This window comes from Bhargavaea sp. GQ12 (genome assembly GCF_059758705.1).
The window spans coordinates 23,911-36,117 of record NZ_JCAXEU010000009.1 but is presented as its reverse complement, the minus strand read 5'-3'; the positions used below and the strand labels follow the sequence as shown (position 1 = coordinate 36,117).

The following is a 12,207-nucleotide window of genomic DNA, read 5'->3' as shown; positions in this document are numbered from 1 at the left end:
CTCAGGTTTCATTTCCCATTTCTTGACGGGCATCAACGTCTTCCGGACAAAATGGCAGTACGCTGTTGTAAAGAGGTGGTGAAGATGGCCCGGATAACTCGGGTTCTGATTCTATTGCTGCTCATCTCGGGGTGCAGCAGGGAAACAGGACCGGCACTGCTCCCCGATCCCGTTCCCGATCAGGAAATGGCGTCCTCCCGATCCGGTGCTTTTTTGGAGATCTTGGACGTGCGGACTGATGATGGGCATTACAAAATCATCTATGAACTGACGAATCAGAGCGCAGAGCATTTTGGTTACGGCAGGTATGCGGCACTCGAAAAAAAGACGGCTAAAGGTTGGCACGGTCTCATCTATTCCGATGCCGTGTTTTACCGGGATCCGGAATTCAGGGATTTCGGCAAGATGCTGAATCCGGGCGGGTCGGACAGGATGGTACTGGATACCGTAGACATCGGCACAGCCCTTAACCCGGGAATGTACCGTCTTGTGAAAACTGTCAATAGCAAGGACGGGCAGGAAATTTCAGTCGCAGCAGAGTTCGAAGTGAAATAAAAGCCGCGCGGCGGGAGTTATCCGCTGCACGGCTTTTCATCACGAATGCTTGATCTGCTGGCGTTCCTGCCGGTTCGCACGGCGGGCCGGGGCCTTGTCGAACAGGGCTTTTTCCGCCTTTGTCTCCGGGTACACCGGGGCAACAGGCGTCGGCTTGTTTTCTTCATCCATCGCGACCATCGTGACGAACGATTCGGTCGTCAGCTTGCGGGCACCCGTGACGATGTCGACCGAGTGGACCTGCACAAACACTTCCATTGACGTCCGACCGGTGGAACACACGACGGCTTCAATCTCCAGTACATCGCCGACCCTTGCAGGCGAGACGAAATCGACCGAGTCGATCGATGCCGTGACGACCGCCGCGCCGGCATGCTTCATCGACGCGATCGCGCTCATTTCGTCCAGATAGGCCAGCACCTGGCCCCCAAAAATGGTTCCGTGATGGTTCGTGTCCGGCGGCATGACGAGTTTCGTCGTTTTCGTCCGCGAACGGCTCATGGGAATCGCTTCTGCCATAGGGCAACACCTCTTCTGCCCGGATATTCGTCCGGGTTGGTACGCAACAGTATACCCGAATCGGGCGCGGGATGCACCGTACAAGGGTGCGGGAGCCTCGTTGCAACTTCCGGTACCTTGTTGCAACTTCCCACCCCTTATTGCGACTCCACCATTAGCAAGGAAAAGAAAAAATCCCCGGCGCGCCGGGGATTTCAGCATTAAACGGTCTTTAATTCCTTGCCTTCCTTTGCCATGATCTCCGCGTCGTACAGGTGGCAGGCGACAGAGTGGCCTGGCTCGACTTCGCGAAATTCCGGATCGATCACCGCGCAGCTGTCCATCGCGAACGGGCAGCGGGTGCGGAACCGGCAGCCGGACGGAATGTCGGTCGGACTCGGCACGTCACCCGTCAGGACAATCTGCTCGCGGGTGCGTTCTTTTTCCGGGTCCGGCAGCGGAATCGCCGACAACAGTGCCTGGGTATACGGATGTAGCGGCTTTTCATACAGCTCATCGCTCCCCGCGAGCTCCACGATCTTGCCGAGATACATGACGGCGATGCGGTCGCTGATGTACTTGACCATCGAAAGGTCGTGAGCGATGAACAGGTACGTGAGTCCTCGCTCCTCCTGCAGCTCCTTAAGCAGGTTGACAATCTGGGCCTGGATCGATACGTCGAGTGCCGCGATCGGCTCATCGGCAACGATGAACTTCGGCTCAACGGCAAGCGCCCGTGCGATGCCGATCCGCTGGCGCTGACCGCCGGAGAACTCGTGCGGGTAACGCCCCGCATGGTTCTTGTTCAGGCCGACAAGCTGAAGGAGTTCATGGACACGTTTTTCCCTTTCTTTCGGGGACATGTCCGGATTGTGGATGACGAGCCCTTCCGAGATGATTTCGGAGACGGTCATCCGCGGGTTCAGGGACGAGTAGGGATCCTGGAAGATCATCTGCACATCGCGGTTGATCCGTTTTTTCGTCTTCCGGTCGAGGCGGCCCTTGATTTTAAGCCCGTCAAACTCAAGCTCTCCGTCCGTCGGCTCATAGATCCTGGTGAGTGTACGGCCAACCGTCGATTTGCCGCATCCGGATTCGCCGACAAGGCCAAGCGTCTCGCCCTCTTTGATCGAGAAGCTGATGCCGTCGACCGCCTTCAGCACGGTTTTTCGGTCAAGGCGGAAATGCTTTTTCAAGTTGTTTACAACGAGCAGGTCTTTCTGCCCGGCATTTGCGTCGTGGTGTTCTTTAAGTTCTTGTGTCATACCGGCACTCCTCCCGCTGCATCGATGGCGGCCTGATCGGCGGCGATTTCCGACGTCTGGCGGCCCTTCCGGATCACTTCCGGTATATGGTCTTCCGGCGTACGCTCATCCTGAAGCCAGCAGCGGACGGCCTGCGTGCCGCTCACTGCCGTGTAGCCAGGGTTGTGGTCGTGGCACACCTTCATCGTGTATGGGCAGCGCGCGGCAAACGGGCAGCCCGTGCCAAGCGATGCCGGATCCGGCGGGGATCCCGGGATCGGGATGAGCGGTTCGGTACGGGGGGCGTCCAGGTTCGGCATCGACCGGAGCAGCCCGAGCGTGTACGGATGCTGCGGCCTGTAGAAGATTTCATCCAGCGTACCCTGTTCAACGACTTCCCCCGCATACATGACGGCGACCCGGTCGGCCATGTTGGCGACCACTCCGAGGTCATGTGTGATCAGGATGATCGCCGTGTCTGTCTTTTCCTGGAGGCCGCGCATCAGCCGCAGGATCTGTGCCTGGATCGTCACATCAAGCGCCGTCGTCGGCTCATCGGCGATCAGCACCTTCGGGTTGCAGGCAAGCGCGATTGCAATGACGACGCGCTGGCGCATCCCGCCGGAGAACTGATGCGGATAAGCGTCGAGCCGGGCTTCCGCGTTCGGAATGCCGACCAGCTCGAGCATCTCCTTCGCACGCTCACGGGCCTGCTTTTTCGTCAGCTTCATATGGCGGGAAAGCCCCTCCGTAATCTGCTTTCCTATTTTCATCGTCGGGTTCAGCGAGGTCATCGGGTCCTGGAAGACCATCGAGATGTCCGACCCGCGAACGTTTTGGATCTCTTTCTTCGAAAACTTGAGCAGATTTTTCCCTTCATAGAGGACCTCGCCCTCGGGGATGATCGTGTTCTGCTTGGGCAATAGCTGCATGATCGACTTCGCGGTCACCGACTTGCCGGAGCCGGACTCGCCGACGATGGCGAGCGTCTCCCCTTTTTTCAGAGAAAAGTTGACGCCCCTTACCGCCGGGACCTCGCCGTTGCGGGTCTTGAATGAAACATGCAGGTTGTTGACTTCAAGGATGTTTTTGTCCATTTTTTGACCCCTCACTTTCTCATTTTCGGATCGAGCGCGTCGCGCAGCCCATCAGCCAGCAGGTTGAAGCAGATCATGACAAGGCTGATGACGACCGCAGGAATAAGCAGTTTATACGGGAACGAACGGATCGCGTCGTAGCCGTCCTCGATCAGGACCCCGAGTGAGGCGAGCGGTGCCTGAAGGCCGAGGCCGATAAAGCTCAGGAACGCTTCGAAGAAGATCGCTGTCGGAATCGTGAACATGACGGTGACGATAATCGGCCCCATGACGTTCGGGAGCAGGTGCTTCCTCATCAGTCTTGAATCCGAGGCCCCGAGCGTCCGCGAGGCGAGGACGAATTCCTGTCCCTTCAGCTGGAGCATCTGCCCCCTGACGACCCTCGCCATCCCGACCCAGCCGGTGATGATCATTGCGAGGATGATCGACCGGATGCCCGGCTCAAGTATGAGGATAAACAGGATGATCACAATCAGGTTCGGGATCCCTGTCAGGATCTCGATGATCCGTTGCATGACGTTATCGATGCGGCCCCCGTAATAAGCGGAGATGCCGCCGTAGATGACCCCGATGACGAGGTCGAGGAACGCTGCGACAAGCGCGATGAACAAAGAGATCTGTGTTCCCTTCCAAACACGCGTCCACAGGTCCCGCCCGAACTCGTCGGTGCCGAACCAATAATTCGTCTCAACGCCGCGCTGGGCGTACTGGTCGACGCCATTTACATCTTTCCCGTCAAATCCGAGCCATTCGAGGCCCGCGACTTTCGGCGGAAGGTTCGAGTGCGGAATATGCTGTTCACGGTAAGTGAATTCGTTCATAGACGGGCCGATAAGTGCCATCGCCCCGAGGATGATCAGAAGAATCAGGGAAACGAGTGCGCCCTTGTTTTTGAACAGGCGCTCCATCGCCTCTTTCCAGAAAGTCGGTGCCGGCGCCGCGAGTTCCTCGCGCACCGTGGAATCCAGAGGTTGCGGGACGAACAGATCCGCGGACGGTTCCGCCGGACGGTCTGTGCTGCGGAGATTCTTGGAGTCTCCGTCATTCGGCTGGATGGTCGTCATGCCTTGCTTCCCCCTTTCAGGTCGATCCGAGGGTCAAGCAGGCCGTACAGCACATCCACGACAAAGACGACGAAGATGAAGAGCGCACTGTAAAGCAGCGTGATGCCCATGATGACGCTGTAGTCGAGCACGAGGATCGACAGTGTGAACTGCTCCCCGAGACCCGGGACCCCGAAGATCTTCTCGATGACGAGGGTCCCCGTCATGATTGAGACGGCGAGCGGACCGAGCATCGTGACGACAGGGATGAGGGCGTTCCGGATGACGTGCTTCCAGATTACACCTGATTCATTCAGCCCTTTTGCCCGTGCGGTCGTGACATAATCCTGCCCGAGCACCTCGAGCATTTCACTCCGGATAAACCGGGCGACTGTTGCGATAACCGTCACAGACAGGGCAAGCGACGGCAGGATGGTGCTCTGATAGTTCTCCCATAGTGCAACCGGCAGCCAGCCGAGTTTGACGCCGATATAGTACTGAAGAAGCGCCGCAAAGACGAACGATGGAATGGACATGCCGAGGACGGCAATCGTCACAGATGCATAGTCGAGCGCAGTGTTGTGGCGGAGCGCCGAAACAATTCCGAGTACCAGGCCGATGATCGTACCGAACACGAGGCCCTGAAGGCCGATCAGCGCGGAAGGCCCGATGCGGTCGCCGATCATGCTCATGACCGTGCGTCCCTGATACTGGAACGAGTACCCGAGATCACCCTGGACCAGGTTTCCGATATAGGTGAGGTACTGGATCGCCACCGGTTTATCGAGCCCGTATTTCGCATCGAGGATCGCCCGCTGCGACTCGGTCAGCTTTTCCGCGTTCGAGTAAGGCGTACCCGGAAGAAGCTGCATCAGCAGGAATGTCGCGGATACGATGATGAACAATGTGAGTGCTGCATAGGCAAAGCGTTGAAGCAGATAGCGTTTCATGATGTGGTCACCTCGCTTTATAAATCGGTGCAATTAAAGGAAAAAAAGCGGGGGCCGCACCAGTGGCTCCCCCGCTTGTCTGCTGCTATAAAAGGTTTACTTGACCGATGCCCACTTGAGCGAGAGGTCCGCGCCAGCCGGGTGGATGACGAGGTTCTCGATGCTCGGACGGGTCAGGTACGTATTGCCCCGCTGGTAAAGCGGTGCGACCGCGGCATCTTCTTCAAGGAGAACCTTCTCGATTTCGAGGAGGGTCTTGTAGCGGTTGCTGAGGTCCGTGTCCGTGCGTGCTTCGGCTACAAGCTCATCCAGCTTCGGATTAACATAGTCCATCCGGTTCGCCGAGCTGCCATCCACCCACATGTCGAGGTAAGTCATCGGGTCAGCGTAGTCAGGGCCCCATGTCGAGAGGGAGAGATCGTACTCGATCGCTTTCTCGATTTCAAGACGCTGTGCGAATGGAACTGCTTTCAGCTCAAGCTTGAATCCAGGCAGGTTATCTTCCAGCTGGGCCTGAAGATATTCGCCGACTTTCTTCATTTCATCCGTGTCCGCGATGTTCAGGGAAACCGTCAGGCTGTCGATGCCGGCTTCTTCAAGGCCTTTTGTCCAGAATTCCTGTGCTTCTTCCGGTGTGCCTTTGTTGATGTCGCCGTTCAGCTCACGATAGTCCTGGCCTTCAGGGGAGTTGTAGTACCCTTCAGGAACTACTCCGTAAAGCGGCGTGGAGCCGTCTTTGAGGATAACGTCTGTCAGGCCATCACGGTCGATCGCCATGTTGACTGCGCGGCGGATGTTCGCGTTGCTCAGTACTTCATGGTTGTGGTTAAAGCGCAGGAACACGATGCCTGACGCCTTTTCGTTCGTGAATCCTTCATTGTCCTGATACTGGTCGACAAGAGAAGACGTCAGCTTCACACGGTCGACTTTTTCTGTTTCATACAGGTTGGCACCGGACTGTGGATCCTTGATCACGACGAACTCGGCTTTATCGAGCTTGACGTTTTCGGCATCCCAATAATCTTCGTTCTTTTCAAGCGTCCAGCCCTGTTCCTGCTGCCATTCGGAGAATACGAACGGTCCGTTTGCAAGAACGTTTTCGGCTTCAAGTGCATATTGGTCTCCCTGCTCTTCCACGAATGCCTGGTTCTGAGGCAGGAATGTCGCGAATGCAAGAAGGGTTTCAAATAGCGGGTTTGGTGCCTCGAGTGTCACTTCAAGTGTCTTCTCATCGACGGCCTTGACGCCAAGTTCTTCCGCGTCCACTTCTTCATTCATGATCGCTTCGGCATTTTTTATGCCTGCCGTAACGAGCATGTAGTTGTAAGGACCGGCTTCACGCATAACGCGCTTCCATGCATATTCGAAGTCCTGGGCGGTCACCGGCTCGCCGTTGCTCCAGTTCTGCTCACGGAGCGTGAACGTGTGAACGGTTTCATCTTCATTTTTGTCATGCTTTTCCGCCATGGCCAGTTCCACTTCGTTGGACTCATTCTGGCGGTAGAGCCCTTCATTGATGTTGTTCAGGACGTTGAAGGCGATCGAGTCATGTGCCTTCGTGGAGTCCATCGTCGGAATGTCCGAGCCTTCGCTCAGCGTAATCACCTGTGCGGAGCTGCCGTCCCCTTCGGCGCTTCCGCCCTCCGAATCTCCGGACGCCTCATCACCGGAACCGCTGAAGTTGCAGCCCGCGAGAATAAGAGCCGCTGCGGCCGGAGCCATGAAGCGGGATACCCACTTTTTGTTCATGCTATTTTCCCCCTTGTCTCTATCGAAATGTAATCCTATTTTACGTATACTATCGATAGAAAGCAATATCTTTTTTCACAATTTAGAAATTTGGAATCGTTACCATTTACGCTCGTGAAAGGAAGTCTGCTTATGTATCGACGTTTTGTCCCGATTATTTTTGTCATTCCCCCGATGTTTGTCGGATGGTCGTGGATGACGCGCACTCCAGACCCTGTCCGGGCTGCCGACTTGCTATTTTGGGCAAGCATTCTGGTCCTCATCGCAGGTGGCGTCCTTTATATCGCCAGACATGAAGTAACAGAGACTTTTACAAAAAATTGGAGGAAATTCTTCCGTTCTCTTAGCAGGAAAGAAAGCTTTATCAGAGAATCCGAAGGCAGGAAGGAAGACCCGGAATTCAAAAAGGGACCTCTGCCTTATCGTGCTGTTCTGCTTTTCGGGCTCTATCTGTTTATAGTGAGCATCATTGCCTCGGTGCTGGCAATGGAATAGGACGAAGCTGGCCGGTGGCTATTTCCCGGGAAATATGTCGAATCAGGTCATGTAAAAAGACAAGGTCCCGCAGAAGCGGTTCCTTGTCTTTTGTTACTTCGGACGGTTTTCGAGGAAGTTACGGTAGGCGAAGCCTTTGACCTGGTCTTCCGAATAACGTTTCAGCAGTTCGTTGATGAGATTCTGCTGCATGGAGGCATCGGACAGGTTTTCCACTTTGTCGGCAATGCCGTCAAAGTCGGAGCCAAGGCCGATGAATTTCTCGCCGCCGAGGCCGCAGAAATGTTCGATGTGACGGATCAGGTCATCAATGGTCACTGAACCGCCTTCCTTTATGAATGCCGGGCAGTAGACAACATGGATCATGCCGCCCTTATCAAACAGCGCCTTCGCCTGGTCGTCGTAAAGGTTCCGGACATGATCACGGATTGCCCGGGCATTCGAGTGGCTCGCAATCGGGTAATCCGCAGTCTCGATCACGTCCCAGAACGCTTTCTCGCACAGGTGCGATACGTCGGTCAGGATCTGGTGTTCGTTGTTGAACCGGACGATTTCCCGGCCGAATGTCGTGAGGCCGGCTCCGCGGGGCTCGCCGGCACCATCTGCTGCCAGGTTCGCATTATTCCAGGTCAGTCCGACCGATCGGACACCAAGTTGGTGGAGGATAGACAGCTTCTTCAGGTCGTTGCCGATCGCATCCACACCTTCGAGCGTAAGTAGCGCGCCCGTCTCGCCTTCTTTTAATGAATCGATATCCGACCAGTCCCGGATCAGCTTCATTTCCGGGTTGTTCCCGAGGACATCGGTGTAGAACCAGTGAACCTGATCGAGGGCCGCCTGGAACTTTTCCTCGGCCTTCATACCCGGCCAGATAAAGATGGCGAAAGCCTGAAGCTTTATCTCGCCCTCGCGGAGGCGTTCGCGGTTGGTATCCAGTTCCGGTGCGTCGGCAAACCGGATCTTGCCGTCCGCTTCATACAGTTTCAATAATGCGTCGCAGTGCAGGTCAATGATTTGCAAGACTTCCCGCCCCTTCCTTTGCTGTTTCGATGAACCGCTCGAACAGGCGGAGTGATGTGCTGTCCCCTGCTGCGGCAAGTGCTTCCGGATGCCACTGGACGCCGACCGCGAACCGGTGCTCCGTACTCTCGACCGCCTCGATCACGCCGTCGGACGCAACGCCGGAGATTGCGAACGGCGCCTTCACATCACGCACCGCCTGGTGGTGATAAGAATTCACCCGGAACTTCTCTGCCTGCGCGGCCTCCCGCAGAATGCTGCCTTGCGCCGCCTCGACGAAATGGGACAGATGAACCCGGTTTGCGCGCTGGCTGTGCTGGAGCAATTCACGGTCGATCTGGGAATAGATATCCTGATACATGTCGCCACCCTCGGCGATGACCATGACCTGAAGGCCCCGGCAGATGGTGAGAAGTGGCATGTCGCGCTCGAGTGCCCCTTTAATGAGCGCAAGCTCCGATGCATCCCGGCCCGGCGAGATCTCTCCGAGCTTTGGATGCGGCTCCTCGCCGAATAGGGTCGGATCGATGTCGCCACCTCCGGAGACGACAAGGCCGTCGAGTGCTTCAAGGATCCGGTCCGCGTCGTTTTCCGTGTCGATCGGGATGAGCAGCGGGATGCCGCCGGCCCGCTGGACAGCAGTGATGTAGTCGTGGTTCAGGACGTGCTTATAGTCAAGTTCAACATGGGTCGTGATGCCGATAAGCGGTTTCATGGTGAATTTCCCCCTTATATTAACCTTCATTGATTCTAATGTTAGCCTCATGCATAAGTCCCGTGCTTGTTTTCCTTACTCCACGCCCGGCAGGATGGTGAGCGTCTTTGCATCGGCGTCCAGATATGCCTCGACGCCGAGCGGGACCGCGAAGTGCGGCTGGCAGTGACCGATCCGGAAACCGGATACGACCGGCTTACCGAACCCTTCAAAGAAGTCCTTGAACACCTCTTCATAGAAGAAGTCGCCCTTATGATTCTTAGGATATTTAAAGTCGCCGATGACGATGCCGGCCACACGATCAAGAACACCCGACTGCCTTAACTGCGTCAGCATGCTGTCCGTGCGATACGGCTCCTCGTCGGTATCTTCGATAAGGAGAAGCTTCCCGTCAAACGAAGGGGCGAACTTCGTGCCAATGCTTGAAGCAATCAGTGAGAGGTTGCCGCCGATCAATTGACCCCACGCGCTTCCGCCGGAATACGCGGTAAGCGGCGAGACAGATTCGTCATAGTGCAGCTCGAGCGGCTGGAACAGCTGCGCAAAGAGTTTGGCCGACAGCGGATCAAAGTCTTCCTTGGCGACGTCCGACTCGAGCATCGGCCCGTGGAACGTCACCAGGTCCGAATACATATGGATGGCCTGGTGGAGCGCAGTGATGTCGCTATACCCCCAGAAAATCTTCGGGTTTTCCCGGATCATCTGGTAGTCGACCTTCTCGAGATAACGGGCGGCGCCATAACCCCCTCTTGCACAGATGATGCCTTTGACTTCCGGGTCCCTGAACATCTCGTGCAGGTCGTCCAGGCGTTCCTGATCGGTTCCCCCGAGATACCGCTCCTTTTTCCCGACAGCCTTTCCGATCTTCCAGTTGAGGCCGAGCGACTCCAGGAAGGCGAGCGAGCGGGTCAGCTGTTCGGTTTTCGGCGGGCTGGACGGGGCGATGATGCCGACGGTGTCGCCCCGTTTCAGCCGCTCCGGACGGATGAGTTCCGTCATCGGTAGGTGGTCTGCAGCGCAAGCTCGATCATGACGAGCATCGCGCTGTACGCTTCCAGGATATCTTTCGCCTCGAACCGGACGACCGTCGATCCCGGTTCGATTTCGCAGCCCGGCATGAATGCCGCCCATTCGGCCTGGCCATAGTTCGTGAATTCGATGCGGAGCACCGGATTATCCGGAGGCGTCAGCGGCTTGACGTTGTTGCCGTTCGCAATGGCTTCCGCCGCCTTCTCCTTAAGCAGTTCATGCGACTTCTGTGGGGACAAGGACCGGACCGCGGAGCGTGTCAGCGACTTTTTCACCGCCGCCGTCACCACACCCGGGATCAGTTCCTCTGCTTCGCGGCAGGCTCCGTCGTCCCCTGCCACCATGATGACCGGCACACCGTGATAACCCGCGATGTACGCATTGAATCCGATTTCCCCGATTTCCTGATCATTGATCCACATGTTGCGGACCGCATGGATCATCGAGTGGCTCATGACCCCCGGCTGTCCCGCTCGTGAATGATAGCCCGTGAAGATGGCGCCGTCATACGTGCTGTCAAGGCCTTCCACCATTGAGTACAGCTTCACGCCACCGTTGATCAGCTCCGCTTCCGGATGCAGCTTCTCAGGCAGCAGGTTGTTCATCTTCGAATGGCTGTCGTTGACGAGCAAATGCTCTGCCCCGCCGGCCAGCGCCCCCTCGATGACCGCATTGGCGTCCCCCGTCATGAGGCTCCGCCCGATTTCGTAGTTATGCTGGGATGAATCGACGAACGTGTAATCCGGGATGCCCGTGATCCCTTCCATGTCGACCGAAAGATAAATATTCATCGGTTCGCCTTCTTTCTTTTCAGAACTATTTTCGTTTTCGAAATACAAGTCCACTTTAGCAGAACAAGGGGTGCCGGACAATGCGATTTCCTGCTGAACATGAAAAATACGGAAGCCGGAGTGGGCTTCCGCTTTACGATTACCATCTCAGGACCATCAGGTCTTCGTCATAATATCTTCCGCTGACTTCAGGGCACGGGGCTCGGTTCCATATCGTTGTCTGGTATGTATATTTATTAATTCTACTTTGATTCAATCCCATATTTGGCCTTCCACGCTTCACGCTGTTCCACCATTTCCACATCTCTGAGATTTTCGTAGCCGTACTCCACATGAAATTGGCCGTTGCATTCAAGAATGAAGGTGAGGCTTGTCCATGGCTCCTGCCCCAGCTCCTTAAAAGCATCTTGCAGGTCAAGGATCCGTTCCGCCAGTTCGAATTCACGGTCTTCGAATTCTTCTTCGTCCAAGTCGAAAAGTGTGGGGATTTGATGGCTCAGAACCGGCGCTCTTCCGTCTGCCGGATCGTAATAGAAGTATTCGGTAGAGAAGTCTTCCCAGCCTTCGACGTATAAGTATACTTTGTTCCATTCTTCCGGTATGAGGTCATTTATAACTTGAGCGGCCTCTTGGAAAATTTCCTTTTGGTCAAGCATAGATTATTTCACCCCGTCTTCTATAAGACGTCATCGATCGCGTTGGTGACGAGTTCCTCAAGACAACTGAATTCCTGAATCTGATCTCCACTGGGTTTATCCAGTTCGTAATACATATTGTCGGTCAGGTCAAAACAATACCAGGAGATACTGGAGTCAGCCAAGAAGATGTAGCTGCGGTTCCATTCTTGTTCCCACCAGATTCTGTTGGCAGCATAAACGCTGTTGTTCTGATCATCCTGATTGATGTTGTAGATTACCAAACCGTTGTACTGCAATCCGTTAGTGATCTTCATTAAATCAATGTAATCGTTGATAAAAGCTTGATTCCTCGTCTTTTCGGTAGCCCATTTTATAAACCTCAT

The 12,207-nt window shown here is 55.6% G+C and carries 14 protein-coding genes; 2 read left to right on the top strand and 12 right to left on the bottom strand.

The window, feature by feature from the left end; all coding sequences use genetic code 11:
* Positions 1 to 84 precede the first annotated feature (84 nt).
* A complete protein-coding gene (locus tag AC6CHQ_RS09740) occupies positions 85 to 555 on the top strand; it encodes an immunoglobulin-like domain-containing protein (RefSeq protein WP_498081447.1) in 471 nt (156 codons plus the stop codon).
* Between the two features lie 39 nt (positions 556 to 594).
* Here AC6CHQ_RS09740 and AC6CHQ_RS09735 read toward each other — a convergent pair whose 3' ends face one another.
* The 6 genes from AC6CHQ_RS09735 to AC6CHQ_RS09710 all read right to left on the bottom strand — a co-directional run bounded on the left by AC6CHQ_RS09735 (position 595) and on the right by AC6CHQ_RS09710 (position 7,136).
* Positions 595 to 1,074, bottom strand: coding sequence for an acyl-CoA thioesterase (locus AC6CHQ_RS09735; RefSeq protein ID WP_092053506.1), 480 nt, complete (start codon positions 1,072 to 1,074; stop codon positions 595 to 597).
* Between the two features lie 200 nt (positions 1,075 to 1,274).
* Positions 1,275 to 2,318 carry an ABC transporter ATP-binding protein gene (locus AC6CHQ_RS09730; RefSeq protein ID WP_251240058.1) on the bottom strand — a complete coding sequence of 348 codons (1,044 nt, stop codon included), beginning with the start codon at positions 2,316 to 2,318 and terminating at the stop codon, positions 1,275 to 1,277.
* Positions 2,315 to 3,394 (bottom strand): ABC transporter ATP-binding protein, encoded by a 1,080-nt coding sequence (locus tag AC6CHQ_RS09725; protein ID WP_251240057.1) that lies wholly within the window; start codon positions 3,392 to 3,394, stop codon positions 2,315 to 2,317. The genes AC6CHQ_RS09730 and AC6CHQ_RS09725 overlap by 4 nt, the downstream gene beginning before the upstream one ends.
* An 11-nt stretch (positions 3,395 to 3,405) precedes the next feature.
* Positions 3,406 to 4,458 carry an oligopeptide ABC transporter permease gene (opp3C, locus tag AC6CHQ_RS09720; RefSeq protein ID WP_092053515.1) on the bottom strand — a complete coding sequence of 351 codons (1,053 nt, stop codon included), beginning with the start codon at positions 4,456 to 4,458 and terminating at the stop codon, positions 3,406 to 3,408.
* The gene (locus AC6CHQ_RS09715) at positions 4,455 to 5,387 is read right to left on the bottom strand and encodes an ABC transporter permease (protein WP_092053518.1); all 933 of its coding nucleotides are present in this window, start codon (positions 5,385 to 5,387) and stop codon (positions 4,455 to 4,457) included. The genes opp3C and AC6CHQ_RS09715 overlap by 4 nt, the downstream gene beginning before the upstream one ends.
* 96 nt (positions 5,388 to 5,483) lie before the next feature.
* Positions 5,484 to 7,136 carry a peptide ABC transporter substrate-binding protein gene (locus AC6CHQ_RS09710; protein WP_092053521.1) on the bottom strand — a complete coding sequence of 551 codons (1,653 nt, stop codon included), beginning with the start codon at positions 7,134 to 7,136 and terminating at the stop codon, positions 5,484 to 5,486.
* Positions 7,137 to 7,268: 132 nt separating this feature from the next.
* Between AC6CHQ_RS09710 and AC6CHQ_RS09705 the strand changes: the two genes are divergently transcribed.
* Positions 7,269 to 7,631, top strand: coding sequence for a DUF3899 domain-containing protein (locus tag AC6CHQ_RS09705; RefSeq protein WP_251240056.1), 363 nt, complete (start codon positions 7,269 to 7,271; stop codon positions 7,629 to 7,631).
* Positions 7,632 to 7,724: 93 nt separating this feature from the next.
* Here the strand turns inward: AC6CHQ_RS09705 and AC6CHQ_RS09700 are convergent, their stop codons facing one another.
* From AC6CHQ_RS09700 to AC6CHQ_RS09675, 6 genes are all read right to left on the bottom strand, one after another.
* The gene (locus AC6CHQ_RS09700; protein WP_251240055.1) at positions 7,725 to 8,651 is read right to left on the bottom strand and encodes a dipeptidase; all 927 of its coding nucleotides are present in this window, start codon (positions 8,649 to 8,651) and stop codon (positions 7,725 to 7,727) included.
* A complete protein-coding gene (locus AC6CHQ_RS09695; RefSeq protein WP_251240054.1) occupies positions 8,638 to 9,366 on the bottom strand; it encodes a gamma-glutamyl-gamma-aminobutyrate hydrolase family protein in 729 nt (242 codons plus the stop codon). The genes AC6CHQ_RS09700 and AC6CHQ_RS09695 overlap by 14 nt, the downstream gene beginning before the upstream one ends.
* Before the next feature lie 75 nt (positions 9,367 to 9,441).
* Positions 9,442 to 10,365: a S66 peptidase family protein gene (locus AC6CHQ_RS09690; RefSeq protein ID WP_498081446.1), complete on the bottom strand. Its 924-nt coding sequence runs from the start codon at positions 10,363 to 10,365 to the stop codon at positions 9,442 to 9,444.
* Positions 10,362 to 11,186, bottom strand: a complete 825-nt coding sequence (gene dppA / locus AC6CHQ_RS09685) for a D-aminopeptidase DppA (RefSeq protein WP_498081445.1) — start codon at positions 11,184 to 11,186, stop codon at positions 10,362 to 10,364. Before dppA ends, AC6CHQ_RS09690 begins: the two co-directional genes overlap by 4 nt.
* 242 nt (positions 11,187 to 11,428) lie before the next feature.
* On the bottom strand, positions 11,429 to 11,842 hold the full coding sequence (locus AC6CHQ_RS09680; RefSeq protein ID WP_251239371.1) for an immunity protein YezG family protein: 414 nt from the start codon (positions 11,840 to 11,842) through the stop codon (positions 11,429 to 11,431).
* A 20-nt stretch (positions 11,843 to 11,862) separates the two neighbouring features.
* Entirely contained in the window at positions 11,863 to 12,207 is a 345-nt protein-coding gene (locus AC6CHQ_RS09675) for a YrhA family protein (RefSeq protein WP_432803565.1), read from the bottom strand.

Coding starts and splice junctions, on each gene's coding strand:
- AC6CHQ_RS09735 (WP_092053506.1), bottom strand. CDS start 1,074: ATGGCAGAAGCGATTCCCATGAGCCGTTCGCGGACGAAAACGACGAAA.
- AC6CHQ_RS09705 (WP_251240056.1), top strand. CDS start 7,269: ATGTATCGACGTTTTGTCCCGATTATTTTTGTCATTCCCCCGATGTTT.
- AC6CHQ_RS09715 (WP_092053518.1), bottom strand. CDS start 5,387: ATGAAACGCTATCTGCTTCAACGCTTTGCCTATGCAGCACTCACATTG.
- AC6CHQ_RS09740 (WP_498081447.1), top strand. CDS start 85: ATGGCCCGGATAACTCGGGTTCTGATTCTATTGCTGCTCATCTCGGGG.
- AC6CHQ_RS09725 (WP_251240057.1), bottom strand. CDS start 3,394: ATGGACAAAAACATCCTTGAAGTCAACAACCTGCATGTTTCATTCAAG.
- AC6CHQ_RS09690 (WP_498081446.1), bottom strand. CDS start 10,365: ATGACGGAACTCATCCGTCCGGAGCGGCTGAAACGGGGCGACACCGTC.
- AC6CHQ_RS09710 (WP_092053521.1), bottom strand. CDS start 7,136: ATGAACAAAAAGTGGGTATCCCGCTTCATGGCTCCGGCCGCAGCGGCT.
- AC6CHQ_RS09730 (WP_251240058.1), bottom strand. CDS start 2,318: ATGACACAAGAACTTAAAGAACACCACGACGCAAATGCCGGGCAGAAA.
- opp3C (WP_092053515.1), bottom strand. CDS start 4,458: ATGACGACCATCCAGCCGAATGACGGAGACTCCAAGAATCTCCGCAGC.
- AC6CHQ_RS09675 (WP_432803565.1), bottom strand. CDS start 12,207: ATGAGGTTTATAAAATGGGCTACCGAAAAGACGAGGAATCAAGCTTTT.
- AC6CHQ_RS09695 (WP_251240054.1), bottom strand. CDS start 9,366: ATGAAACCGCTTATCGGCATCACGACCCATGTTGAACTTGACTATAAG.
- dppA (WP_498081445.1), bottom strand. CDS start 11,186: ATGAATATTTATCTTTCGGTCGACATGGAAGGGATCACGGGCATCCCG.
- AC6CHQ_RS09680 (WP_251239371.1), bottom strand. CDS start 11,842: ATGCTTGACCAAAAGGAAATTTTCCAAGAGGCCGCTCAAGTTATAAAT.